The 25,523-nt window shown below is 33.7% G+C and carries 23 protein-coding genes; 21 read left to right on the top strand and 2 right to left on the bottom strand.

What is annotated here, in order from left to right:
- The first annotated feature begins 134 nt into the window (after positions 1-134).
- The 13 genes from uvrA to recG all read left to right on the top strand — a co-directional run bounded on the left by uvrA (position 135) and on the right by recG (position 14,889).
- Entirely contained in the window at positions 135-2,972 is a 2,838-nt protein-coding gene (uvrA, locus tag A3I1_RS0106830; protein ID WP_018370539.1) for an excinuclease ABC subunit UvrA, read from the top strand.
- Complete coding sequence (locus A3I1_RS0106825) at positions 2,956-4,014, top strand: M24 family metallopeptidase (protein ID WP_018370538.1); 1,059 nt, start codon at positions 2,956-2,958, stop codon at positions 4,012-4,014. Before uvrA ends, A3I1_RS0106825 begins: the two co-directional genes overlap by 17 nt.
- An 11-nt stretch (positions 4,015-4,025) precedes the next feature.
- Positions 4,026-4,478, top strand: coding sequence for a deoxycytidylate deaminase (locus A3I1_RS0106820; protein WP_026216801.1), 453 nt, complete (start codon positions 4,026-4,028; stop codon positions 4,476-4,478).
- A 127-nt stretch (positions 4,479-4,605) separates the two neighbouring features.
- Positions 4,606-5,166, top strand: coding sequence for an elongation factor P (efp, locus tag A3I1_RS0106815; RefSeq protein WP_018370536.1), 561 nt, complete (start codon positions 4,606-4,608; stop codon positions 5,164-5,166).
- Between the two features lie 46 nt (positions 5,167-5,212).
- Positions 5,213-5,602 carry an Asp23/Gls24 family envelope stress response protein gene (locus A3I1_RS0106810; protein ID WP_018370535.1) on the top strand — a complete coding sequence of 130 codons (390 nt, stop codon included), beginning with the start codon at positions 5,213-5,215 and terminating at the stop codon, positions 5,600-5,602.
- Positions 5,595-6,032 carry a transcription antitermination factor NusB gene (gene nusB / locus A3I1_RS0106805; RefSeq protein WP_018370534.1) on the top strand — a complete coding sequence of 146 codons (438 nt, stop codon included), beginning with the start codon at positions 5,595-5,597 and terminating at the stop codon, positions 6,030-6,032. Before A3I1_RS0106810 ends, nusB begins: the two co-directional genes overlap by 8 nt.
- A 120-nt stretch (positions 6,033-6,152) precedes the next feature.
- Complete coding sequence (gene manA / locus A3I1_RS0106800; RefSeq protein WP_018370533.1) at positions 6,153-7,127, top strand: mannose-6-phosphate isomerase, class I; 975 nt, start codon at positions 6,153-6,155, stop codon at positions 7,125-7,127.
- Positions 7,114-7,455, top strand: a complete 342-nt coding sequence (locus A3I1_RS0106795) for a hypothetical protein (RefSeq protein WP_018370532.1) — start codon at positions 7,114-7,116, stop codon at positions 7,453-7,455. Before manA ends, A3I1_RS0106795 begins: the two co-directional genes overlap by 14 nt.
- Before the next feature lie 129 nt (positions 7,456-7,584).
- A complete protein-coding gene (secA, locus tag A3I1_RS0106790; protein WP_018370531.1) occupies positions 7,585-10,122 on the top strand; it encodes a preprotein translocase subunit SecA in 2,538 nt (845 codons plus the stop codon).
- A 152-nt stretch (positions 10,123-10,274) separates the two neighbouring features.
- Positions 10,275-11,315 carry a 3-deoxy-7-phosphoheptulonate synthase gene (locus A3I1_RS0106785; RefSeq protein ID WP_018370530.1) on the top strand — a complete coding sequence of 347 codons (1,041 nt, stop codon included), beginning with the start codon at positions 10,275-10,277 and terminating at the stop codon, positions 11,313-11,315.
- A gap of 26 nt (positions 11,316-11,341) precedes the next feature.
- Positions 11,342-11,692, top strand: coding sequence for a holo-ACP synthase (gene acpS, locus A3I1_RS0106780; protein ID WP_018370529.1), 351 nt, complete (start codon positions 11,342-11,344; stop codon positions 11,690-11,692).
- A gap of 1 nt (position 11,693) precedes the next feature.
- Positions 11,694-12,797 (top strand): alanine racemase, encoded by a 1,104-nt coding sequence (alr, locus tag A3I1_RS0106775; protein WP_018370528.1) that lies wholly within the window; start codon positions 11,694-11,696, stop codon positions 12,795-12,797.
- Between the two features lie 76 nt (positions 12,798-12,873).
- On the top strand, positions 12,874-14,889 hold the full coding sequence (recG, locus tag A3I1_RS0106770; protein WP_018370527.1) for an ATP-dependent DNA helicase RecG: 2,016 nt from the start codon (positions 12,874-12,876) through the stop codon (positions 14,887-14,889).
- An 80-nt stretch (positions 14,890-14,969) separates the two neighbouring features.
- Here recG and A3I1_RS0106765 read toward each other — a convergent pair whose 3' ends face one another.
- Complete coding sequence (locus A3I1_RS0106765; RefSeq protein WP_018370526.1) at positions 14,970-15,929, bottom strand: asparaginase; 960 nt, start codon at positions 15,927-15,929, stop codon at positions 14,970-14,972.
- Positions 15,930-15,997: 68 nt separating this feature from the next.
- Here A3I1_RS0106765 and A3I1_RS0106760 point away from each other — a divergent pair, with 68 nt between their 5' ends.
- Positions 15,998-17,395, top strand: a complete 1,398-nt coding sequence (locus tag A3I1_RS0106760; RefSeq protein WP_018370525.1) for a Cof-type HAD-IIB family hydrolase — start codon at positions 15,998-16,000, stop codon at positions 17,393-17,395.
- A gap of 15 nt (positions 17,396-17,410) precedes the next feature.
- Here the strand turns inward: A3I1_RS0106760 and A3I1_RS0106755 are convergent, their stop codons facing one another.
- Positions 17,411-17,848 (bottom strand): universal stress protein, encoded by a 438-nt coding sequence (locus A3I1_RS0106755; protein WP_018370524.1) that lies wholly within the window; start codon positions 17,846-17,848, stop codon positions 17,411-17,413.
- Between the two features lie 153 nt (positions 17,849-18,001).
- Here A3I1_RS0106755 and A3I1_RS0106750 point away from each other — a divergent pair, with 153 nt between their 5' ends.
- The 7 genes from A3I1_RS0106750 (at position 18,002) to A3I1_RS0106715 (ending at position 25,191) form a co-directional block, all read left to right on the top strand.
- Entirely contained in the window at positions 18,002-19,216 is a 1,215-nt protein-coding gene (locus tag A3I1_RS0106750; protein ID WP_018370523.1) for a pyridoxal phosphate-dependent aminotransferase, read from the top strand.
- Positions 19,217-19,326: 110 nt separating this feature from the next.
- Positions 19,327-20,112 (top strand): GTP-sensing pleiotropic transcriptional regulator CodY, encoded by a 786-nt coding sequence (codY, locus tag A3I1_RS0106745; RefSeq protein ID WP_018370522.1) that lies wholly within the window; start codon positions 19,327-19,329, stop codon positions 20,110-20,112.
- Between the two features lies 1 nt (position 20,113).
- Complete coding sequence (locus A3I1_RS0106740; RefSeq protein ID WP_026216800.1) at positions 20,114-20,665, top strand: cysteine hydrolase family protein; 552 nt, start codon at positions 20,114-20,116, stop codon at positions 20,663-20,665.
- 204 nt (positions 20,666-20,869) lie between these two features.
- Positions 20,870-21,172 carry an Asp-tRNA(Asn)/Glu-tRNA(Gln) amidotransferase subunit GatC gene (gene gatC / locus A3I1_RS0106730; RefSeq protein ID WP_018370520.1) on the top strand — a complete coding sequence of 101 codons (303 nt, stop codon included), beginning with the start codon at positions 20,870-20,872 and terminating at the stop codon, positions 21,170-21,172.
- Positions 21,172-22,638 (top strand): Asp-tRNA(Asn)/Glu-tRNA(Gln) amidotransferase subunit GatA, encoded by a 1,467-nt coding sequence (gene gatA, locus A3I1_RS0106725; protein WP_018370519.1) that lies wholly within the window; start codon positions 21,172-21,174, stop codon positions 22,636-22,638. Before gatC ends, gatA begins: the two co-directional genes overlap by 1 nt.
- Positions 22,638-24,071 (top strand): Asp-tRNA(Asn)/Glu-tRNA(Gln) amidotransferase subunit GatB, encoded by a 1,434-nt coding sequence (gene gatB / locus A3I1_RS0106720; protein ID WP_018370518.1) that lies wholly within the window; start codon positions 22,638-22,640, stop codon positions 24,069-24,071. Before gatA ends, gatB begins: the two co-directional genes overlap by 1 nt.
- A 121-nt stretch (positions 24,072-24,192) precedes the next feature.
- Positions 24,193-25,191, top strand: coding sequence for a hypothetical protein (locus A3I1_RS0106715; RefSeq protein WP_018370517.1), 999 nt, complete (start codon positions 24,193-24,195; stop codon positions 25,189-25,191).
- The last annotated feature ends 332 nt before the right edge of the window (positions 25,192-25,523 follow it).

The raw sequence follows: 25,523 nt of genomic DNA, 5'->3' as shown, positions 1-25,523 counted from the left end.
CCTCCTTAATATTTTCGTGTATTGTACTATTATACTATAAATTATCAGTTTTGTGGGTAACTGATTAATAGAAATTTTGATATAATAAAGACAATGCTTTTTAAAAGCATTGTGAGATGAAAGAGAGTCTAATCATGCAAAATAAATTAATTATTCGGGGAGCACGAGCCCATAACTTAAAGAATATCGATGTTGAAATTCCAAGAAACAAATTTGTCGTGGTGACTGGTCTTTCGGGTTCTGGTAAATCTAGTTTAGCTTTTGATACCATCTATGCTGAAGGACAAAGACGTTACGTTGAGAGTTTATCTGCTTATGCGAGACAATTTCTAGGTAATATGGATAAGCCTGATGTTGATTCTATTGATGGGCTTAGTCCAGCTATTTCGATTGACCAAAAAACAACGAGTAAAAATCCAAGGTCAACAGTTGGAACAGTGACAGAAATTAATGATTATTTACGACTTCTTTATGCAAGAGTCGGAACACCTTATTGCAAAAATGGTCATGGTCCTATTAAAGCATCCTCTGTTGAAGAAATTGTTGATAAGGTATTAACTCTTCCTGAAAAAACACGAATGCAAGTTCTTGCTCCAGTTGTGAGAGGAAAAAAAGGACAACATAAGGCTATATTTAATCAAATTCAAAAAGATGGTTTTGTAAGAGTAAGAGTCAATGGTCAGATTTATGATCTTGATGATGTGCCTGACTTATCAAAGAATAAAAAACATACCATTGAAGTAGTTGTTGATCGTTTAGTTAACAAAAAAGGTATTAGAAGTCGTTTGTTTGATTCGATTGAGTCAGCACTTCATTTTTCTGATGGTTATGTAGTTATTGATACGATGGATGGCAATGAATTGCTATTTTCGGAGCACTATGCCTGTGCTATTTGCGGTTTTACAGTTCCAGAATTAGAGCCACGCCTTTTTTCTTTTAACGCTCCCTTTGGTTCTTGTTCAACTTGTGATGGATTAGGACATAAGTTAATCGTTGACATGGATTTGATTATTCCAGTTCCTCAAAAAACTTTAAGAGAAGGAGCAATTGCCCCGTGGAATCCTATTTCTTCCAACTATTATCCACAAATGCTTGAACAGGCCATGACGCAGTTTGGTATTGATATGGATACCCCGTTTGAAAATTTATCAAATGAGGATAAAGATATCATATTAAATGGTTCAAAGGGACGTGAGTTTCACTTTCATTACGAAAATGATTTTGGTGGCATACGTGATATTGATATTGCTTTTGAAGGTATTTTAACCAACATCAATCGTCGTTACCATGAAACCAATAGCGATTATACGAGAAATCAAATGCGTTCTTATATGAACGAACTCCCTTGTTCATTATGTCATGGCTACCGTTTAAATGATCAAGCGTTATCTGTCAGAGTTGGTGGCGAAAGTGGTTATCATATTGGTGAATTATCTGATTTATCGATTGAAAATCATCTGGCTATTCTTCCAACCCTACACTTAGAAAACAATGAGGCCATGATTGCTAAGCCAATTCTCAAAGAAATTACTGATAGACTGACCTTTTTAAATAATGTGGGGCTTAACTATTTGACCTTATCACGTTCTGCCGGTACTTTATCTGGTGGCGAAAGTCAAAGGATTCGCTTAGCTACTCAAATAGGTTCTAACCTAAGTGGTGTTTTGTATGTCCTTGATGAGCCTTCTATTGGTCTTCACCAAAGAGATAATGATCGCTTGATTGACAGTTTGAAAAAAATGAGAGATTTGGGCAATACCTTAATCGTGGTTGAACACGATGAAGACACAATGAAACAAGCAGATTGGTTGATTGATGTCGGACCAGGAGCCGGTGTACTTGGCGGTGAAATTGTTGCTTCTGGGACACCTAAACAAGTAGCTAAGAAGAAAAACTCAATTACTGGACAATATTTGTCAGGAAAAAAGATGATTCCAATTCCTGAGAAACGCCGTTTAGGTAATGGTCAATTTATTGAAGTAATCGAAGCAAGTGAAAACAATTTGAAAAATATCTCTGTCAGATTTCCTTTAGGTAAATTCATTGCAGTAACAGGTGTTTCTGGTTCAGGAAAATCTACTTTAGTGAACAGTATTCTTAAAAAAGCAATTGCTCAAAAACTAAATCGCCATTCTGATAAACCAGGAAAACATAAAAAAATTTCAGGGATTTCAAATATTGAACGTTTGATTGATATTAACCAAAGTCCTATAGGAAGAACGCCAAGATCTAATCCAGCAACTTATACTGGAGTATTTGATGATATCAGAGAATTGTTTGCAAAAACTAATGAAGCAAAAATTAGAGGGTATAAAAAAGGACGTTTCAGTTTTAATGTCAAAGGTGGTCGTTGTGAAGCCTGCTCAGGTGACGGTATCATCAAAATTGAAATGCATTTTCTACCTGATATTTATGTTCCTTGTGAGGTATGTCAAGGAAAACGTTATAATAGTGAAACCCTTGATATTCGCTACAAAGATAAAAATATTGCAGATGTTCTAGAAATGACTGTTGATGATGCTGTTAATTTTTTTACCAATATTCCTAAAATTGCTAGAAAAATTAAAACGATTCAAGACGTTGGTTTGGGTTATATTACCCTAGGACAACCAGCGACAACTCTATCAGGCGGAGAAGCACAACGGATGAAGCTAGCTAGCGAATTACATAAGCGCTCAACCGGAAAGAGTTTTTATATTCTTGATGAGCCAACAACTGGCCTTCATACAGATGATATCGCAAGGCTCTTAAAAGTTTTAGAACATTTTGTCGAAGAAGGAAATACTGTTTTAGTCATCGAACATAATCTTGATGTCATTAAAACAGCGGACTACATTATTGACCTAGGTCCAGAAGGTGGTGAAGGCGGAGGAACCGTCATTGCTAAAGGAACTCCAGAGGAGATTACAACATTTTCTGACTCTTATACTGGTCATTATTTGAAGGAGAAATTATATGGAAGCGAGAGTTAAAAAACTTGAAGAAAAATTAGTACAAGCTAATATCGACGCCATTCTTGTGACTAGTCAAAAAAACATTTATTATCTAACCGGATTTTGGGGTTCAGCAGGAACAGTTTTTATCAGTCAAAATCACCGTCTCTTTTTAACGGATGCTAGGTATTCTTTGATTGCTAAGCAAACGATTGAAGGCTTTGAAATTATTGAAACACGTTCCCCACTAACTGAAATCTTAAAAGTGATTGAAGGTAATAACATCAAGAAAATTGGTTTTGATAAACAAATCTCTTTTGCTTTTTATCAAACGATTAAAGAACTTTTTTCAAGGTATGATATACAGCCTTTAGATAATTTTATTGAAGAATTGAGGACTATTAAGGATACAAGTGAGATTGCTTTGATAAGAAAAGCCTGTCAGATTTCTGATCAAGCCTTTATTGATGCCCTTGATTTTATTAAACCAGGTAAAACAGAACTTGAAGTAGCTAACTTTCTTGATTTTCGTATGCGTGAACTAGGGGCTTCAGGGATTTCTTTTGAAACCATTGTTGCTTCAGGCTATCGTTCTTCTATGCCTCACGGTGTTGCTAGTCAAAAAATTATTGAAAATGGTGAAAGCTTGACCCTTGATTTTGGTTGCATTTATCAGCACTATGTCAGTGACATGACAAGAACTATCCATATTGGTCAGGTGAGTGATGAAGAACATGCTATTTATGATGTAGTTTATCAGAGTAATCAACAATTGATTGAAAAAGCTAAGGCAGGCCTTAGCTATCGAGATTATGATGGCATTGCAAGAGATGTTATTGCAAAAGCAGGTTATGGTTCCTACTTTACTCATGGTATTGGGCATGGCATGGGCTTAGATGTGCATGAACTTCCATTTTTTGGTAAAAGTGATAAAAAATTAGAAGCTGGTATGGTAGTCACAGATGAGCCTGGAATATATTTTGAAGGAAAATATGGTGTTCGCATTGAAGATGATTTATTGATATCTGAAACAGGGTGCGAAGTGCTAACCAAGGCTCCAAAAGAATTAATTGTTTTGTAGGAGGAAAAATGATGGCAGAAAAACGGTTAACCTGGCAGGATTATTTTATGGCCAATGCTGAACTCATCTCAAAACGCTCTACTTGTGATAGAGCTTATGTTGGTGCAGTTTTGGTGAAGAATAATCGTATTATTGCAACTGGCTACAATGGTGGTGTCTCTGAAACAGCAAACTGTAGTGAAGTAGGTCATCAAATGGAAGATGGTCACTGTATTAGAACTGTTCACGCTGAAATGAATGCTTTGATTCAGTGTGCTAAAGAGGGCATTTCAACTAATAATACTGAAATTTATGTCACCCATTTTCCTTGCATCAACTGTACAAAGGCGCTCTTACAAGCAGGTATCAAAAAAATTACTTATAAAACACCGTACAATCCTCATGCTTTTGCTAAAGAATTAATGGCACAAAAAGGTGTAGAATATATAGAGCATGGTGTTCCCAAATTAACTTTGGGAGGATAATACTGAGGAAAATAACAAAATAAAACTTATTGAACGATTACTAAGAGACTATTACCATAAAAATTTGAGTCAAGGCCAATTTTATGATAAAATGAGATGATAAATATAATTAATAAGAGGTAAAAAAATGATTGAAGCAAGTAAGCTTAAAGCAGGAATGACATTTGAAACAACGGATGGCAAATTGATTAAAGTATTAGAAGCTAGTCACCATAAACCAGGTAAGGGAAATACTATTATGCGTATGAAATTGCGCGATGTTCGCACTGGTTCAACTTTTGATACTAGCTACCGTCCTGAAGAAAAATTTGAGCAAGCGATTATAGAAACGCATCCAGCTCAATATCTATATCAAATGGATGGCACAGCTTACTTTATGGATACAGACAGCTATGATCAATATGAAATCCCAGTGGCTAACATTGAAGAAGAATTGAAGTATATTCTCGAGAATTCCGATGTCAAAATTCAATTTTATGGATCAGAGGTGATTGGTGTTACAGTTCCTACAACTGTTGAATTGACAGTTACCGAAACACAACCATCAATTAAAGGTGCTACTGTAACTGGTTCTGGGAAACCAGCAACGTTAGAAACTGGTTTAGTGGTTAATGTTCCTGACTTTATTGAAGTGGGTCAAAAATTAATCATCAACACTGCTGAGGGATCGTATGTATCTCGTGCTTAATTTTATTAAGCAAAGTGAAGCGATAGATATTTGAAAGGACAAATCTATGACAAATGAATCAATTGGAGAAATTGTTATTTCTCCGCGCGTGCTTGAAGTGATTACAGGTATTGCTGCTACTAAAGTTGATGGTGTTCACTCCCTTCACAATAAAAAAGTAGCAGACACTTTTAACAAAGCACATAGAGGACGTGGTGTCTATCTCAAAACTGAGGAGACGGGTGATGTGATTGCTGATCTTTTTGTTTACCTGCAATATGGTGTCAATGCTCCAGCAGTATCAATAGCAATCCAAAAAGCAGTCAAAGATGCGATATATGATATGGCAGAAATAACAATTTCTCAAGTCAACGTTCATATCGTTGGCATCGTCCCTGAAAAAGCACCAAAACCAGATATGAAATCCTTGTTTGATGAGGATTTTCTAGATGACTAATAACGTTAAGGATTCTAGAAGAGATTTAAGAGAACGTGCCTTTCAAGCTCTTTTTAGTTTAGAATATGGCAATAACATAGATGATGCTATTTCTTTTATTTATACTTATGATAAAGAACAAAAAATAGATGACAGGCAAGTGGAAATCCCAAATTTTCTTATTTCTCTTGTTAAGGGAGTAGTTGATAAACAATCACAACTTGACCAATTGATTGAAGAAAAATTAAAGACCGGTTGGACTCTTTCACGTCTAACAAAACCAGATAAAATAATCCTACGTTTAGGATTGTATGAAATTTGCTTTTTTGAGGATACTCCTGATAGAGTAGCAATTAATGAAGCAATTGAATTGGCTAAAAAATATTCTGACCTTACATCAAGCAAATTTATTAATGGTCTTTTAAATCAATTTATGACTGATAAAAAATAGACATTGGTCAATAACTTAAAGCAATTACCAATGTTCTTCTTGAAAAAGAAGTGACAGTATAGTCTCTTCTTTTTCTTTATTTTGTGTTAAAATTGTAGAAAATAGAAAGAAGGAAAGATTATGTCAGAACCGTTATTTTTAGAATCTGTTATGCAAGAAAAAATATGGGGTGGTTCTAAATTAAGAGATGTATTTGGCTATAATATTCCTAGTGATCAAACAGGTGAATGTTGGGCTATTTCTGCACATCCCAATGGTATTTCAGTTGTTAAAAATGGCCAATATGCAGGTCAAAAACTTGACTTTCTATATCATAATCACCCTAATTTATTTGGGCAACCCAAAACTTCTGTTTTTCCCTTACTAACTAAAATTATTGACGCTAATGATTGGTTGAGTGTCCAAGTTCATCCGGATAATGAATACGCGATGACACACGAAAAAGAGTTTGGTAAGACGGAATGCTGGTACATTATTTCAGCAGATGAAGGCGCAGAAATAATCTATGGTCACACCGCCAAAAATAAAGAAGAACTAGCCCAAATGATTGTAAATAAAAAATGGGATGACTTGTTGACTAAAATTCCTGTAAAAGCAGGTGATTTTTTCTACGTTCCAAGTGGAACCATGCATGCTATTGGTAAGGGTATCATGATTTTAGAAACACAACAATCAAGTGATACAACTTATCGTGTTTATGATTTTGATCGTAAAGATCAAAAAGGTCAAAAAAGAGAATTACACTTAAAAAAATCAATTGATGTTTTAACCATTGGTGTTCCAAAAAATAGTTATCCAAATACGTTGAAAACAAAACATCTGACTTCAACTCTTTTGGTAGATGAGGACTTTTTTACGGTTTACAAATGGGAAATTGATGGATCAGTGACTTTTAATCAAGTAGCACCTTATTATTTGATTAGTGTGCTATCAGGTAAAGGCAATCTCATAATTGATGAAGACATCTATCCTATTGAAAAAGGAAATCATTTTATTTTACCTTATTCGATTAAACAATGGACTTTTAGTGGAGAACAATTAGAAATTATTGCTAGTTATAGCAATGAAGAGGACTTTCCGAATGAAGAAGCTTGATATCATTTTAAACTATTGTAATAATAACCGAGATTATCATAATGGGCGCTACTATCGCGTAAAATCACATAATGATAATGTCTATAGTTTGACTATTTCTGTTCCAGGATTTTGTGGTGAAAATACACCACATCCTATGCTTAAATTTCTTTACGATGGAAAAAAAGTAGAATTCATTTCTTATGTTGATTATGAAACAAATCCGATAAAATCTTTCTTTTTTGATACGGAAAATGAAGATTTTTTTCAAAAAGAATTTGATCGATTGGTTAATGAATTTTATACTTTATTTTTTGATAAAATTAATAAAAAAACGAAACTTGAGTAGTTTCGTTTTTTTAAATGTTATTTTTAAAAATGACTTGAATTAAAATAAGTCTTTTCATTGCCTTCAAATCTTGAAATAGATTGATTAATATGATAAAATAAACCGATAAGTGTATCGAAAGGAAAGATAATGGCAAATATTATACGTAAAATTATTGAAAATGATAACGGTGAATTAAAAAAACTAGATAGAATCGCAAAAAAAGTTGAAAGTTATGAAAATGAAATGGCATCACTTTCTGATGACGCCTTAAAAGCTAAGACTGAGGAATTTAAAAAACGTTATCAAAAAGGTGAAACACTCGATGAGTTGCTTCCGGAATCTTTTGCTGTTGTTCGTGAAGCTTCAAAACGTGTTTTAGGACTATTTCCTTATCATGTTCAAATCATGGGAGGAGTTGTTTTACATCACGGTGATGTCGCTGAGATGAGAACCGGAGAAGGTAAAACTTTGACGGCAACAATGCCGGTTTATTTAAATGCTCTTTCAGGTGAAGGGGTTCATGTTGTTACTGTTAATGAGTATCTTTCTGTACGTGATGCGACAGAAATGGGAGAATTATATAGTTGGTTAGGTCTGTCTGTTGGGATTAATTTGGCAGCTAAGTCTCCTGCAGAAAAACGTGAAGCTTATCTTTGTGATATTACCTATTCAACTAACTCAGAGTTTGGATTTGATTATCTCAGAGACAATATGGTTGTTCGTAAAGAAGCTATGGTTCAACGTCCTCTAAATTATGCTTTAGTCGATGAGGTTGACTCAGTTTTAATTGATGAAGCAAGAACTCCACTTATTATTTCTGGTGCTGAGAGTGCTGAAACAAACAAATTGTATGACTGGACTGATCGTTTTGTTAAAACTCTGACAAAGGATGATTATATCATTGATGTGCCAACAAAAACTATTGGATTATCAGATTCAGGAATTGATAAGGCCGAAGAGTATTTCAATTTAGAAAATCTTTATAATATTGAAAATGTAGCTTTAACCCACTTCTTGGATAATGCACTTCGAGCTAACTTTATCATGACACTTGATATTGATTATGTGGTTAGTGAAAAAGAAGAGATTCTTATTGTTGATCAATTTACTGGTCGTACAATGGAAGGTCGTCGTTTCTCAGATGGACTACACCAAGCAATTGAAGCTAAAGAAGGTGTGCCAATCCAAGATGAATCAAAAACAAGTGCCTCAATTACCTACCAAAATTTCTTTCGTATGTATCGAAAATTGGCAGGTATGACTGGTACTGGTAAAACTGAGGAAGATGAATTTCGTGAAATCTACAACATGCGAGTTATTCCTATTCCTACCAATCGACCAATTGCTCGTATTGATCATTCTGATCTACTATACCCAACTCTAAGTTCAAAATTTAGAGCTGTAGTTGCAGATGTAAAACAACGTTATGAAAATGAGCAACCTGTTCTTGTTGGTACAGTTGCTGTTGAAACAAGTGATTTACTTTCTAAAATGCTTGTTGAAGCTGGTGTTCCTCATGAAGTATTAAATGCCAAAAATCATGCTAAAGAAGCACAAATTATCATGAATGCTGGACAAAGAGGAGCAGTAACCATTGCTACCAACATGGCTGGTCGTGGTACCGATATTAAACTTGGTGATGGTGTTAGAGAACGTGGTGGTCTTTGTGTTATTGGTACCGAGCGTCACGAAAGTCGTCGTATCGATAATCAGCTACGTGGGCGCTCTGGACGTCAAGGAGATCCCGGTGAATCACAATTTTATCTTTCACTAGAAGATGATTTAATGCGTCGATTCGGTTCAGAAAGGATTAAAAGCTTCTTTGAAAGAATGAATCTTGATGAAGAGGACACTGTGATTAAGTCACGAATGTTAACTAATCAAGTGGAGTCAGCACAAAAACGTGTTGAGGGTAACAACTATGATACTCGTAAACAAGTTTTACAATATGATGATGTTATGCGTGAACAAAGAGAAATTATCTATGCGCAACGTTACGATGTAATAACAGCTAATCGTGATCTTGGTCCAGAGATCAAGTCAATGATTAAGCGGACAATTGACCGTACAGTTGATGGTCATAGTCGTAGTGAAAGAAAACTTGCCCTTGAAGCTATTTTAAACTTTGCTCAAACTAACCTTTTACCTGAGGATTCAATTTCCTTATCAGATATTGAAAACCTTAATGATGCTGAGATTAAAAAAGAGTTATTTGAGAGAGCCGAAAAAGTTTACAGACAGCAAATTTCAAAATTACGTGATGAAGAGGCAGTCATTGAATTTCAAAAGGTATTGTTACTAATGGTTGTAGATAACAAGTGGACTGACCATATTGATGCTTTAGATCAACTACGTAGTGCTGTTGGTTTGAGAGGTTATGCTCAAAATAATCCAATCGTTGAGTATCAATCAGAAGGATTTGAAATGTTCCAAGAAATGATTGGAGCTATTGAATTTGATGTCACAAGAACTATGATGAAAGCACAAATTCATGAACAAGAACGTGAGAAAGCACCAATCCAATCACGAACAACAGCAGTTGCAAATATTTCTGCTAGAACCTCAGAAGAAAAAGAAGAACTTTCTCAATATGATTTCTCTAATGTTGGACGAAATGATAAATGCCTTTGTGGTTCAGGTAAGAAATTTAAAAATTGTCACGGACGTCAAAAGCGTAACAGTTGATTTCACAATGTTACTTTAAAAAATGATGAGAAAGAATCGCAAGTCATCACTAATGATGAGTGCGACTCTTTTTCATTAAAAAATCGTTGTACACATTAAAAGACATTTTTGTTTAGAAATAGAAAATATCAATTAATGTGTTGGAGAAAAAGATGGGAATACATCAAAAAAGTAGCAAAATAAATATTAAAGGATTAAAAAAAGCGACCACACTAACAGGTACATTTTTAAGAAAAAAACAAATAAGGGATAAAGAATTAATAAATATCATAAAAGGAAAAGACCAACGTCTTTTATTATTAATTGGACCTTGTTCATCAGATAATGAGAAAGCTGTATTAGAATATGCTAAACGTTTATCAAAACTACAAGAAGAAGTCAGTGATAAACTTTTTATAATTATGCGTGTATATACAGCAAAACCTAGAACAAGTGGAATTGGTTATAAGGGTTTAGTCCACCAACCCAATTTTCAAGGATTACCAGATTTAATCAATGGTATTAAAATGGTTAGAAAGCTTCATTATCGTGTGATTACAGAGACAGGATTAACCACAGCTGATGAGCTTGTTTATACTTCCAATTATCCATTGATTGATGATCTTGTTTCCTATCATACTATTGGTGCAAGATCAGTTGAAGATCAAGAGCATAGATTTCTTGCTTCTGGTATTGATACACCAGTTGGGATGAAAAACCCCACCTCAGGGAATCTTAATGTGATGTTTAATGGTATATATGCTGCTCAAAATAAGCAAAATTTTATTTACCATAACGAAGAGGTCGAAACAGATGGTAATCCTTATGCTCATGTCATTCTTAGAGGAGCAATCAATGAATATGGTGAGCACATCCCAAACTATTATTATGATAACTTGTTGAAAGTGATTGCTTATTATAAAGAGATGCATTTGATTAATCCTTTTGTGATAATTGATACCAATCATGATAACTCAGGAAAAAATCATCTGGAACAAATTAGAATTGTTCGCCAAACATTATTAAATCGTGATTGGAATAAAATAATTAAACAACATGTTAGAGGTTTCATGATTGAATCCTACCTAGAAGATGGACGCCAAGACAAACCAGATGTATTTGGTAAATCGATAACTGACCCTTGTTTAGGATGGAAAAAAACAGAGTTGTTAGTAAAAGAAATATACCAAACATTAGCTAATAAAGAAATCTAATAATGGTTAGATTATGGAAGGTTATTATGATTATTGGACACGGTATTGACCTACAAGATGTGACAGCTATTCAAAAAGCCTATGATAAAAATACTTCTTTTTTAAAGCGAATTCTAACCAGTCAAGAAGAAGTAGTTTTTCATCAATTTAAGGGTAAGCGTAAGATGGAATATTTGGCAGGTCGCTGGGCAGCAAAAGAAGCTTTTGCTAAGGCTTTAGGAACTGGTATTGGTAAGGTGAGCTTTCAAGATATTGAGGTATTAAATAATGTTAAAGGTGCACCTTATATCTCCAAAGCTCCTTTTGAAGGAAGGATATTTATTAGTATTTCTCATAGCGGTCATTTCGTACAAGCTAGTGTAATTTTGGAGGGTTAAGATGGTTTCTAGTTTACATCGACCAACGAAAGCTAAGGTTGATTTACAAGTTATTAGTGACAATATTGAGATTACTAAAGCTCATCTTCCTAAAAACACTCAATTTTTTGCTGTTGTGAAGGCTAACGCTTATGGGCATGGTGCTGTTAAAGTTGCAAAATCAATTGAGCATCAAGTGGATACCTTTTGTGTTTCTAATATTGATGAGGGTTTAGAGTTGCGCCAATCTGGAATTAAAATACCTATTTTAGTGTTAGGCGTGATTTTGCCTCATGAAATTAAAGTTGCCATCCAGTATGATTTGATAATTACCATTGCCAGTCTAGAGTGGTTAAAATTGGCAAAAAAAGAAGGAGTTTGTTTATCTCATTTATCTGTCCATATTAAAGTTGACTCAGGGATGGGAAGAATAGGCGTTAGAAGTTTTCAAGAAGCTAATCAACTCATTAATGGTTTAACAAAGCATGGAGCTAATGTTGAAGGTATCTTTACCCATTTTGCATCAGCAGATGAAAAAAATAATACTCAATATCAAAAGCAACTAATCTTCTTTAAAGAATTGATTGGTCAATTAAAAAACAAACCAGCAATTATTCATGCTTCTAATTCAGCTGCTAGTTTATGGCATACTGATAGTATCATGACTGCTGTTAGAATAGGAATAGCGATTTACGGGCTTAATCCTAGTGGTGATGCATTGGCGCTACCTTACCCTTTAAAGCCAGCACTTCATTTAGAATCTGCTTTGGTCAATGTCAAAGAGATAAGTAGAGGAGAGTTGATTGGCTATGGTGCTACTTATTGTGCTAAAAAATCTGAATGGATAGGAACAGTTCCAATTGGTTATGCAGATGGTTGGACCAGAGATATGCAAGGATTCTCAGTTTTAGTTGATGGCTTATTTTGTGAGATTGTTGGACGTGTGTCGATGGACCAGATGACTATTCGTTTGCCTAACTATTATCCTCTAGGCACCAAAGTGACTTTAATTGGTAGAGATGGCAAGCAAATAATTACTGCAACTCAAGTAGCTCAACAAAGGAAAACAATTAATTATGAAGTTTTATGTTTGCTTAGTGAGCGAATTCCTAGAGAATATGTGTGAAAATAAAGAAAACTCTTGTATAATAGATGTACAAGAGTTTTATTTTAGATAATTGAAAAGAAAATGGAGGAAGGCTGTGGATTTAAATGATAATATTACCGTGCTTAAAGGATTAGGATCTAAATCTGCTGAAAAATTTAATACGCTTGGTATTTTTTCCATAGAAGACCTTTTATTATACTTTCCTTTTAGATACGACAATTTTAAAAGTCGCATAATAGAAGAATTGGTAGATGGGGAAAAGGCAGTTATTACTGGTATTGTTCTTACTCCTCCAAGTGTACAATACTATGGTTTCAAAAAAAATAGATTACACTTTAAACTAAGACAAGGTGAAGCTGTTATTGCTATTAATTTTTTTAATCAACCTTTTTTACAAGATAAAATTGTTGTTGGAAAAACAACTGCTATTTTTGGAAAGTGGAATCAATTAAAATCTTCTTTAACGGGAATGAAATTATTACCTCAAGTTGATGATGAGCTTCAACCAGTTTATCATGTAACAAAAGGTGTCTCTCAACACCAACTTATTAAAGTTATAAAAATAGCATTTGAATCAGGTTATGGACAATTGATTAAAGAAAATTTACCTGAATCTTTGCTAAATCGCTATCGACTTTTGCCTAGGCAAGCTGCTATTATGGCTATGCATTTTCCTAGAGATATTGAGGAATATAAGCAAGCATTAAGACGTATCAAATTTGAAGAATTGCTCTATTTTCAGTTACAATTACAAGTATTGAAAAAAGAAAACAAATTAGCAACAAATGGTTTGAGTTTACCCATTAATAAAGAAAAAATTAATAAAAAAATTAAGGAACTTCCTTTTCAATTAACAAAAGCTCAAGACAGAGTATTAACTGACATTTTAACTGACATGACCTCAGGTGCTCACATGAATCGCCTTTTGCAAGGGGATGTAGGTTCTGGAAAAACAGTGATTGCTGGGTTAGCTATGTATGCAGCCTACACAGCAGGATTCCAATCAGCAATGATGGTACCAACAGAAATTCTGGCTGAGCAACATTTTCAAAGCTTATCTCAATTATTTCCTAAAAATAAAATTGCTCTTTTAATTTCTGGAATGACTGTTAGTGGAAAAAAAGCAACACTAAAAGCTATTGCTAGTGGAAGTGTTGATATGATTGTTGGCACTCATGCTTTGATCCAAGAAGGCGTTAATTATCAAAAATTAGGACTTGTAATTACAGATGAACAGCATCGATTCGGTGTCAATCAACGTCGTCTTTTTCGTGAAAAAGGAAATAACCCAGACGTTTTAATGATGACAGCAACTCCTATTCCAAGAACCTTAGCTATTACAGCTTTTGGAGAAATGGATGCTTCAATCATTGATGAATTACCAACTGGGCGAAAAAAAATTATCACACGTTGGGTCAAACATGAACAATTCTCATCTGTTTTAATATGGTTGGAAAAAGAAATTGCTAAAGAAGCACAAATCTATATTGTCTCACCATTGATTGAAGAATCAGAAGCACTTGACTTAAAAAATGCTGTGAATCTGTATGAAGAGTTAAATCATTATTTTGCAGATAAAGCAAGAGTTGCACTTTTACATGGTAAGATGAAAACTAATGAAAAAGAAGCTATTATGCATAGTTTTAAAAATCATGAAATAGATATTTTGGTGTCAACAACAGTTATCGAAGTAGGAGTCAATATTTCAAATGCCACTATAATGATTATTATGGATGCTGATCGCTTTGGGCTTAGTCAACTGCATCAGCTAAGAGGTCGAGTTGGTCGTGGCGAAAAACAATCCTATGCTATTTTAGTATCTAATCCAAAAACTCAACATGGTAAAAAACGAATGACCCTAATGACAGAGACAACAGATGGTTTTGTTCTTGCTGAGGAAGATTTAAAAATGAGGGGTGCAGGTGAAATTTTTGGCACAAGACAGTCAGGACTTCCAGAATTTAAAACAGCAGATATTGTTGAAGATTACCATATCTTAGAAGAAGCTAGACATGTGGCACAAACAATTGTATCTAAAAATAATTGGGAAGAAAGCTCGGATTGGGCACTTTTGGCTATTAATCTCAAACCACAAAAAACATTTGACTAAAATTATTATCAACATAAAGGCAGTAAGCATTGACTTACTGCCTTTATGTTGTCGTATTAATCTATTAGTATATTTTTAATCTAACCTTCAATGTAATCTTTCAAGTCATCACCAGCTAAGCCAGCGTTAAGAGCAATTAATAATTTTAGTCTGGCTTTTTGAGCGTTTAATTCTTTGACAAACATAACCCCTGCTTGTGATAATTGAATACCCCCTCCTTCATAATCATAGATAGCTTCAGCAATTCCATTAAAACAGCGAGAAACAAGTACCACAGGTGTACCACCTTTTATCAAATTTTCCAAGGCGATAGCTGCTTTAGGAGGCATATTTCCAGCACCAAATGCTTCTACAACAACCCCATCGATACCATCAGGTTGAAGAAGATTGATAAGGTCATCTTCCATACCTGCATAGGCTTTAATAATAGGCACAACACCAGAAATATTTTTTAAATCAAAACGAATGCGTGTGTCAGCTGCTTTAAAGAAAAGAATATCATCTTTCATTATAATTCCAAGTGGACCATGTGTTGGTGTTTGAAAAGTTGAAACATTGGTAGTGTGAGTTTTAGTGACGTATTTGGCGGCATGAATTTCTTCATTCATTACTACTAAGACACCTTTGTCATAAGCTTTGGGATGTGCGGCAACTCTTAAAGCACAAAGATAATTATAAATACCATCACTCCCAAGTGCGTTAGAACTTCTCATGGCACCAGTTAAGACAATGGGGATATTTGGGATTGCCATGGTATCAAGGAAATAAGCAGTTTCTTCAAGAGTATCTGTCCCATGAGTAATGACAACCCCATCAAATATTTTATCGGCTTCTTTAATATGACTAAACAAAAGAAGCATGTGCTCAACAGTTATATGAGGACTAGGGATATTTAAAACATTTTGTACAGTCACCTCAATATTATTAAAATTTACTTCAACACTAGCCATAGGATTACTATCATTAGTGACAATGTGACCTGAGCGATCACTATGCATAGCGATGGTTCCCCCAGTATGAAGCACAAGAATTTTTTTCATAAGAATCTCAGCTTTCTAAAAAATATGCTATACTTATTTTAACATAAAATTTGATAGAGGAATTTCAATTGGCGATAAAAGCAGTTTGTTTTGATATTGATGGAACACTTTTAAATGATATTAAATCAGTCCAAAAATCAACCCACCAAGCAATAAAAGAAATGAAAAAACAAGGAATTGTTGTTGGATTAGCAACAGGGCGTGGGCCAGGTTTTGTTGATCCTTTTATGGATAATCTAGGACTTGATTTTGCTATCACTTATAATGGACAATATATTTTTACGAGAGATCATATTTTATATCAAAAAACCTTGCCAAAATCAGCTGTTTACAAGGTTATTAAGTATGCCTCTGATCAAAAAAAAGAAATTTCTTTAGGAACAGTCTCTGGATTAGTTGGTTCACAAATTATTAATATGGGTACCAGTCGTTTTGGTCAAATTGTCAGCCGTCTCATTCCTAAAAAAATGGCCAAAACTGTTGAAAAAAGTTTTAAACATTTAATTAGGCGCTTTAAACCTCAAAATAGAGCTAGTTTATTGACAATGATGCGACAACCCATCTTTCAAGTTGTGTTAGTAGCTAGTCAACAAGAAACAAAAAAAATAGAAAAACGTTTTCCTCAATTAACAGTAACAAGAAGTAGTCCTTACTCTGCTGATCTCATTTCAAAAAATCAATCTAAGTTAAAAGGTATTTCTTTGGTAGGAGAATTTTTTGGTTTTGATATTTCTGAAGTAATGGCTTTTGGGGATTCTGATAATGATATTGAAATGTTATCAGGTGTTGGTATCGGTGTTGCTATGGGGAATGCTAGTCAATCTGTTAAAAAAATAGCTCACTATATTACAGATACTAATAATAATGACGGGATCTCTAAGGCTCTTGACCATTATGGTCTTGTTCATTTATATCCGAGTCAGACGTTTAAAAGTAAAGATGAGAATTTCAACAAGGTTAAAGATTTCCATCAATTAATGGATGGAGAAATTCGTCAAGTACCTATGGCCTATAATCTAGAACAAGCAAGTTATCGTTCAGCCTTTAAAATTGAAGAAATTGTAGAATTTCTCTATGCAACCAGTCAAGGAAATAATCAAGATTTTAAAAAAGCTATGATTGATTTACATGGAGCCATAGATGATGCTGCTAAAAAGGTAGCTAGAAAGCCAATTGATGTAGATAGCATTGTAGGACAAGTTGATGCTTTGACAGATTTACTTTATTTCGTCTATGGAAGTTTTGTTCTCATGGGTGTTGACCCTAAACCTTTTTTTGATACGGTTCATGGTGCTAATATGGGAAAAATTTTTCCAGATGGTAAAGCTCATTTTGATCCTATTACTCATAAAATTTTGAAACCAGATAACTGGGAAGAACGTTTTGCACCAGAGCCAGCTATTAAACGCGAATTAGATCGCCAAATTCAAAAGGCTTCAAGAACTAAAATAGAGATTTCTAAATAGAAATCTCTATTTTTATTATTTTCTAACAATGAGAATATCAACAGGAGCATGACGCATAATATACTCAGAAGAAGATCCAATTAGTAATCGTTCAAAGGTACTTAAACCCGTTGCTCCTAACATAATTAAGTCTATGTTTTCCTTTTCAGGTATCTCAGTTGCTAAAAGTGTTTTGGGATTCCCAAATTCAATGATAGTTTCAACTTTGTCAAGCCCTCTTTCTTTTGCTAAGGCTTTGTATTTTTCTAAAATACGATTGGCTTCATTTTCTAATTGTTCAAAAACAAAACCATCGAGAGTAGCTACACTTTGAGTAGCACGAGTGTCAATAACATGGGCTAAAATAAGTTCTGCCTTATCATTGATAGCAATCTGTATCCCTTTTTTTAAAGCTATTTCCGCTTGGGGTGAGCCATCAACACCAACTAAAATGCGTTTATATTGGTAAGTCATAGTAAGCACCTCCTTTATTTCTATCTTTATTATACAATTTTTAATAAAAAAGGGATAATAGTTTGATAACAGTTATATCTAAAAAAATAAAAATGAATGCTATTTTACTTTTTTAAAAATTAGTTCTATAATACTTAACACGAGGTAAATACTATGAAACGATATGAAAAATCATCTAAATTAGAACATGTTGCTTATGATATAAGAGGGCCAGTTCTTGACGAAGCTAATCGTATGATTGCTGATGGTAAGAAAATTTTACGATTAAATACTGGAAACCCAGCAGAATTTGGCTTTACTGCACCTGATGAGGTAATTCGAGACCTCATTATGAATGCAAGAGATTGTGAGGGCTATTCTAACAGCAAAGGGATTTTTAGTGCTCGTAAAGCAATTATGCAATATTGTCAAACAAAAAAATTTCCAAATATTGATATTGAAGATATTTTCATTGGAAATGGTGTTAGTGAGATGATTACGATGTCTATGCAAGGGTTACTTGATGAAGGTGATGAAGTTTTAGTGCCTATGCCTGATTATCCTTTATGGACAGCAGCTGTTAGTTTATCTGGTGGTCATGCTGTTCATTATATTTGTGATGAGCAATCAGAGTGGTATCCAGACATTGAAGATATGAAATCCAAAATCACGTCAAAAACAAAAGCTATTATTCTCATTAATCCAAATAATCCGACGGGTGCTTTATATCCAAAGGATATTTTAGAAGCAATTGTCGAATTAGCTAGGCAGCATGAGTTAATCATTTTCTCTGATGAAATATATGATCGTATGGTGATGGATGGTCTAAAACATATTCCAATTGCAAGTCTTGCACCGGATGTGTTTGTGGTAACCATGAATGGTTTATCAAAGTCGCATCGCATTGCTGGCTTTAGAGTGGGTTGGATGGTCCTTTCAGGGAAAAAAGACCATGTTCAAGGTTATATAGAAGGACTAAATATGTTGTCAAATATGCGACTTTGTTCAAATGTTTTAGCACAGCAAGTTGTTCAAACCTCATTAGGTGGTTATCAATCTGTTGATGACCTTTTATTACCAGGTGGACGAATTTTTGAACAACGTAATTTTATAACAAAAGCGATTAATGATATTCCTGGACTATCTGCAGTTGAACCTAAAGCTGGTCTTTATATTTTTCCTAAAATAGATCAAAAGATGTATGATATTAAAGATGACGAAAATTTTGTTTTAGAATTTTTAAAACAAGAGAAAGTGCTTCTAGTTCATGGTCGTGGTTTCAATTGGAAAGATGCTGATCATTTCAGAGTGGTTTATTTACCAAGAGTGGAAGAATTAGCAGAATTACAAGAAAAAATGACGCGTTTTTTACATCAATATCGTCGTTAAGGAACTATTGTCAGCTCAAACATTGAAATAATATAAATTTTCTGACAATTGTTTGCAAATAGAATATCACTTTGATATAATGATAATGATTATTATAGAAAGAGTGGATTATGGCTAACTTACTTACAAAAACAAGAAGAATGACATCAATTTTGCAGAAAGCTATTGATCAACTTCAAGAAGAATTACCTTATAACACCACTGCAGCTCAATTAGCTGATATTATTGACTGTAACGCTTGTATAATAAATGCAACTGGGCACATGCTTGGTTATGCGATGAAATATAGCACAAATAATGATCGGGTAGAAGAAATTTTTGAATCACATCAATTTCCAGATTCTTATGTTGAAGCAGCTAATCGTATATTTGATACAGTGGCCAATTTACCAATCAGTAGTCCGTTAACTGTTTATCCAGTAGAATCAAAAGATATTTACCCTGATGGTTTAACCACATTAACACCAATTTATAGTGGTGGAATGAGGCTAGGAACTCTTATTATCTGGAGAAATGATAAGCCTTTTGAAGACGATGCACTTGTTTTGAGTGAAATCGCTTCAACCGTTGTAGGTGTTCAATTATTGAATTTACAAAATGAAAATTTAGAAGAAACAGTTAGAAAACAGACAGCTGTCAATATGGCAATCAACACCCTTTCTTATTCTGAAATGAAAGCAATAAAAGCTATCTTAAATGAATTGGATGGCAATGAAGGACGATTGACAGCTTCTGTGATTGCTGATCGTATCGGTATTACTAGAAGTGTGATTGTTAATGCCCTTCGTAAACTAGAGAGTGCTGGAATTATCGAGAGTCGCTCTCTTGGGATGAAAGGTACCTATCTTAAGGTCATTAATGATGGCATTTTTCAAAAAATGAAAGATTATGAATAAAATGACAAAAGCTCTAATTTCAATTGATTATACTTATGATTTTGTTGCTGACGATGGTAAATTAACAGCAGGTAAACCTGCTCAGAACATTGAAATAAGTATTGTTGAAAAAACGAAAGAGGCGTATGATAATGGTGATTTTATTTTCTTTACTATTGATTATCATACAGAAGATGATGTTTTTCATCCAGAAATGAAATTATTCCCACCTCACAATATTAAAGAGACATCAGGTCGCTTGTTGTATGGTAAATTAAATGATTTATTTGAAAAAATTAAAGATTCAAACAAAGTTTTTTGGATAGATAAACGTCATTACTCAGCTTTTTCAGGCACTGATCTTGATATTCGTCTTCGTGAAAGAAAGATTCATACTGTTGTATTAACTGGTGTTTTAACTGATATTTGTGTGTTACATACAGCTATTGATGCTTATAATCTAGGTTATCAGATTGAAATTCCAAAGTCTTGTGTAGCAAGTATTGATAATAGAAATCATGAATGGGCATTAAATCATTTTGAGCATGTTTTAGGAGCTAAAATCGTTGATTAGATTATCGATAAAAATAAAGTACTTTAATTCTTTGTGATTAAAGTACTTTTAATCTTTCATCATATTAAAAAAGTTTTTTTCTGAAAATGTTTAAAGTGAAAAAGATTAAAAAGAGAGGTCACTGGAAATATTGGAAACATAAGACGAACTATCAGAAAATATGGTATAATTTTAACGATAGACCAAATGGAGGATTAGTAACAAATGAAAATTTCTGAAGAAGAAGTACGTCATGTCGCTAAATTGTCAAAATTAGCCTTCAATGACGAAGATACAAAAGAATTTGCAAAGACACTCTCAAAAATAGTGGAGATGGTTGAATTGTTAAATGAAGTCGATACAACAGATGTTGCTATCACAACAACAATGGCTGATACAGTAAATGTTATGCGAGAAGATGTTGCTTTTAAGGGTTGCAATAGAGACGAACTCTTTAAAAATGTACCAGAAACTGAAAATGGTTTAATAAAAGTGCCTACTATAATTGATGAAGGAGGAAATGCTTAATGTCTTTAAATCACAAAACAATCGACGAATTACATGACCTTCTTGTGTCAAAGGATATTTCAGTTCTTGAATTAACAAAAGAAACCCTTAAGGATATCTCAGAACGTGAAGAAAAAATTGGTAGTTTTATCACTATTTCTGAAGAAGATGCTCTAAAACAAGCTAAAGCTATTGATGAAAAAGGTATTGATCCCCATAATGTCATGAGTGGTATTCCTTTAGCGATTAAAGATAATATTTCAACAAAAGGTATTTTAACAACAGCAGCATCGAAGATGCTTCATAATTATACGCCTATTTTTGATGCCACAAGTGTTGAAAAGCTTTATAATAATGATATGGTGATTATCGGAAAAACCAATATGGATGAATTTGCCATGGGTGGTTCAACTGAAAATTCTTTCTTTAAAATTACGAAAAATCCTTGGGATACAACTAAAGTACCTGGTGGGTCATCAGGTGGTTCTGCTACAGCAGTTGCCTCAGGGCAAGTACGTCTATCATTAGGGTCTGATACTGGTGGTTCAATTCGTCAACCAGCATCATTTAATGGTATTGTTGGTATGAAACCTACTTATGGGCGTGTGTCTCGTTTTGGATTAATTGCTTTTGGAAGTTCTCTTGATCAAATTGGTCCATTTTCACAAACCGTTAAAGAAAATGCACAGTTATTAAATGTCATTTCAGGTTTTGATGAAAAAGATTCAACATCATCTAAAAAAGAAGTATCTGATTTCACCAGTAAAATTGGTCAAAATATTAAAGGAATGAAGATTGCTCTTCCTAAAGAATATATGGGAGAAGGCATCAATCCTGCAGTTAAAGATAATATTATAAAAGCAGCAAAACATTTAGAGAGTCTAGGAGCTATCATTGAGGAGGTCAGTTTACCCCATAGTAAATATGGTGTTGCTGTTTATTATATCATTGCTTCCTCAGAAGCCTCTTCAAACTTACAGCGTTTTGATGGTATTCGCTATGGTTTTAGAACGGAAAATTATAATAATCTTGAAGATGTTTATATCAATACTAGAAGTGAAGGCTTTGGCGATGAGGTGAAACGTCGTATAATGCTTGGAACCTTTAGTTTATCATCAGGTTATTATGATGCCTACTTTAAAAAAGCTGGTCAAGTAAGGACTTTAATTATCAATGACTTTCATCAAGTTTTTGCTGATTATGATTTAATACTTGGACCAACAGCTCCTGATGTGGCTTATGGTCTTGGGACACAAAGTCATGATCCTGTAGCTATGTATTTGGCTGATTTGTTGACTATTCCAGTTAATCTTGCTGGTCTTCCAGCTATTTCCATTCCTTCAGGTTTTGTTGAAGGGTTACCTGTTGGTTTACAACTAATTGGACCAAAATATAGTGAAGAGATAATCTATCAAGTAGCTCAAGCCTTTGAAGCAACAACAGACTACTATAAACAACAACCAATCATTTTTGGAGGTGAAAAGTAATGAATTTTGAAACAGTTATTGGGCTTGAAGTCCATGTCGAATTAAAAACAAATTCAAAAATCTTCTCACCTGCCCCAGCCCATTTTGGTGAAGACCCAAACACCAATACCAATATTATTGATTGGGCTTTTCCAGGTGTTCTTCCAGTGATGAATAAGGGTGTAATTGATTATGGGATTAAAGCAGCCCTAGCACTAAATATGGATATTCATCAAAGGATGCATTTTGACCGAAAAAATTATTTTTATCCAGATAACCCAAAAGCCTACCAAATTTCTCAATTTGATGAACCAATTGGCTATAATGGCTCTATTGAGATTGAATTAGAAAATGGCTTGAAAAAAACAATTCGTATTGAACGTGCTCACCTTGAAGAAGATGCAGGTAAAAACACGCATGGTAGTGAAGGTTATTCATATGTAGATATCAATCGTCAAGGGGTACCTTTGATTGAGATAGTTTCTGAAGCAGATATGAGAAGTCCTGAAGAGGCTTATGCTTATTTAATTGCATTGAAGGAAATCATCCAATATACCGGTATTTCTGACGTCAAAATGGAAGAAGGATCTATGCGTGTGGATGCTAATATTTCTTTACGACCATATGGTCAAGAAGCCTTTGGAACTAAGACTGAGTTGAAGAATTTAAACTCCTTTAACTTTGTACGTCGTGGTCTTCAATACGAAGTGGAACGCCAAGCAAAAATTCTTCGCTCAGGTGGTCAAATTCAACAAGAAACTCGTCGATATGATGAATCGACTGGTGAAACTATTCTAATGCGCGTAAAAGAAGGTTCAAGTGACTACCGCTATTTCCCTGAACCCGATCTTCCAATTTTTGAAATTGAGGATAACTGGATTGAAGCGGTTCGCTCAACCTTACCAGAATTTCCAAAACAACGTCGTGAAAAATACACAACAAAATTTGGTTTATCAGCTTACGATTCCTTGCAATTAACGGCAACAAAAGCTGTATCAGACTTTTTTGAAAAAGCAGTTGCTATTGGAGGTGATGCCAAACTCGTTTCCAACTGGCTTCAAGGAGAGGTAGCGCAGTATTTAAATACTGTTAATCAGACGATTAGTGATATATTATTAACACCTGAGAATCTTGTTGAAATGCTAAGTTTAATTGCAGATGGCACTATTTCCTCTAAGATTGCAAAGAAAGTTTTTGTCCATCTTGCAAAAAATGGTGGTAGTGCAAGAGAATATGTTGAATCAGCTGGCCTTATTCAAATTTCAAGTCCTGATCAACTCATTCCAATTATTAAGGAAGTCTTTGCTGACAATGAAAAAGCTCTCAATGATTATAAATCAGGTAATAAAAATGCTGCTAAATCATTGATTGGACAATTAATGAAAGCCACAAAAGGGCAAGCTAACCCCCAAGTAGCACAACGATTATTAAATGATGAATTAGCTAAACTGTAATGATAAAAAGATTGAAGGTAAACCAGCTTTCAATCTTTTTAAATTATTCAATTTTAACTTGTGAAAACGCTTTATAATAGTTATAATAGTGATATATATATATATATAGAAAGGATAAAAAATGAAAAAATTAAAATTTTTATTATTCTTACCATTACTGATTCTTCTTGTAGCTTGTTCAAAAAATCCTCGAGACGAATTTATTTCACGTTATAATAATAATCTTAAACAAGAAGAAACAAGTTTTATACATAGTGTCAAAATGACAGATCTTAAGCTACCAAATGATGGTGTGGCGATGCCTGAATTGGAAAACTTGAAAAATAAAGTTTTCATCTTTAATGTTTCTCAATCATTAAAAGATAAAATATTTTCAATCTCTTCTGATTTATCTCAACTCGACCCATCTTACCCTAAACTTGATGTAATTGGCACCAATGATGATTTTTATATCAATGCCGAATTTTGGGGAATGTTTTCAGGTATAAAAAATGACAACATAAAGGATCGTTATGTCAATGTTGCGGATTTTAGTGAGGATTATGGTCATGTTTTTGATGACGTAGAAAATTCAAATGACTTGGCAAATAGTTTTAAAAAACTTGATGCTAAAAAATTTAAAAAAGATGGTGATGCTATTGTTTTAACAGTTAAAATATCGGAATTATTAGAAATGATTAAGGACATGTCTAAGGATGATTCAGCAAATACTTATTTTAACATGATGACTGCTTACATTGATGATAGCAGTTTGGTTACATACCAATTAGAAAAAGATGGCAGCGCTAATGTGACTATTGATCTTAAGATGGCAGAAGGTTTAGATAACGCTTTTGAGTCTATTACTATTGAAATAGTATCGAAAAAAGTTAAATATATTGCTCCTAAAGTACCAAGCACATCAAAAATCATTAGTTTAGATGAGTTACAAATAATATCATCAGAAGTTTATCAAGCAGAATTAACAGATGAAGAATTTCAAGAACTATTCAATCAGATTAAAGATAATCTTTCTTTTTATTCTAAAGAAGATTTAATGAAAGAATTAGAGTTTTATCGCCAATTTTTAACTGAGGAACAATATCAGAAACTTGAAGCACTAATTGCAACAGCAGCTTAATAATTTGTATCACCACAAAATTAATTTGTGGTGATATTTATTGCATTAAAAAGATAGATTTTTAAGGTTGTTAAGTGTAAAATTTTGGTAAATTATTTTATATGATTGAAAAAGTATTTTAAAAACTGAGAAAACAGTTATAATGGTAAAAACAATCACGTTTTAATTTAGTTTAATGATAGCTTCATTGGTTTTTTGTTTATTAAAATTAGTTGAAAAAGCTAATTTCATCGTAAGATTGGCTAATAATGGTGATTTTAGTATAGAGCGAAGTATTTGTTAGTTTACTAGCTCAACTAGCTGTTCTCTTCAAGTTGACTTATACATTGAAG

The organism is Streptococcus marimammalium DSM 18627 (assembly GCF_000380045.1).
GTDB lineage: Bacteria > Bacillota > Bacilli > Lactobacillales > Streptococcaceae > Streptococcus > Streptococcus marimammalium.
The sequence above is the reverse complement of the archived record's forward strand: the minus strand, read 5'-3'. Positions and strand labels throughout refer to the sequence as shown.

Excerpts from the sequence above, each read along its gene's own strand:
- uvrA (WP_018370539.1), top strand. The coding sequence starts at position 135 with ATGCAAAATAAATTAATTATTCGGGGAGCACGAGCCCATAACTTAAAG.
- A3I1_RS0106825 (WP_018370538.1), top strand. The coding sequence starts at position 2,956 with ATGGAAGCGAGAGTTAAAAAACTTGAAGAAAAATTAGTACAAGCTAAT.
- A3I1_RS0106820 (WP_026216801.1), top strand. The coding sequence starts at position 4,026 with ATGGCAGAAAAACGGTTAACCTGGCAGGATTATTTTATGGCCAATGCT.
- efp (WP_018370536.1), top strand. The coding sequence starts at position 4,606 with ATGATTGAAGCAAGTAAGCTTAAAGCAGGAATGACATTTGAAACAACG.
- A3I1_RS0106810 (WP_018370535.1), top strand. The coding sequence starts at position 5,213 with ATGACAAATGAATCAATTGGAGAAATTGTTATTTCTCCGCGCGTGCTT.
- nusB (WP_018370534.1), top strand. The coding sequence starts at position 5,595 with ATGACTAATAACGTTAAGGATTCTAGAAGAGATTTAAGAGAACGTGCC.
- manA (WP_018370533.1), top strand. The coding sequence starts at position 6,153 with ATGTCAGAACCGTTATTTTTAGAATCTGTTATGCAAGAAAAAATATGG.
- A3I1_RS0106795 (WP_018370532.1), top strand. The coding sequence starts at position 7,114 with ATGAAGAAGCTTGATATCATTTTAAACTATTGTAATAATAACCGAGAT.
- secA (WP_018370531.1), top strand. The coding sequence starts at position 7,585 with ATGGCAAATATTATACGTAAAATTATTGAAAATGATAACGGTGAATTA.
- A3I1_RS0106785 (WP_018370530.1), top strand. The coding sequence starts at position 10,275 with ATGGGAATACATCAAAAAAGTAGCAAAATAAATATTAAAGGATTAAAA.
- acpS (WP_018370529.1), top strand. The coding sequence starts at position 11,342 with ATGATTATTGGACACGGTATTGACCTACAAGATGTGACAGCTATTCAA.
- alr (WP_018370528.1), top strand. The coding sequence starts at position 11,694 with ATGGTTTCTAGTTTACATCGACCAACGAAAGCTAAGGTTGATTTACAA.
- A3I1_RS0106765 (WP_018370526.1), bottom strand. The coding sequence starts at position 15,929 with ATGAAAAAAATTCTTGTGCTTCATACTGGGGGAACCATCGCTATGCAT.
- A3I1_RS0106755 (WP_018370524.1), bottom strand. The coding sequence starts at position 17,848 with ATGACTTACCAATATAAACGCATTTTAGTTGGTGTTGATGGCTCACCC.
- A3I1_RS0106750 (WP_018370523.1), top strand. The coding sequence starts at position 18,002 with ATGAAACGATATGAAAAATCATCTAAATTAGAACATGTTGCTTATGAT.
- codY (WP_018370522.1), top strand. The coding sequence starts at position 19,327 with ATGGCTAACTTACTTACAAAAACAAGAAGAATGACATCAATTTTGCAG.
- A3I1_RS0106740 (WP_026216800.1), top strand. The coding sequence starts at position 20,114 with ATGACAAAAGCTCTAATTTCAATTGATTATACTTATGATTTTGTTGCT.
- gatC (WP_018370520.1), top strand. The coding sequence starts at position 20,870 with ATGAAAATTTCTGAAGAAGAAGTACGTCATGTCGCTAAATTGTCAAAA.
- gatA (WP_018370519.1), top strand. The coding sequence starts at position 21,172 with ATGTCTTTAAATCACAAAACAATCGACGAATTACATGACCTTCTTGTG.
- gatB (WP_018370518.1), top strand. The coding sequence starts at position 22,638 with ATGAATTTTGAAACAGTTATTGGGCTTGAAGTCCATGTCGAATTAAAA.
- A3I1_RS0106715 (WP_018370517.1), top strand. The coding sequence starts at position 24,193 with ATGAAAAAATTAAAATTTTTATTATTCTTACCATTACTGATTCTTCTT.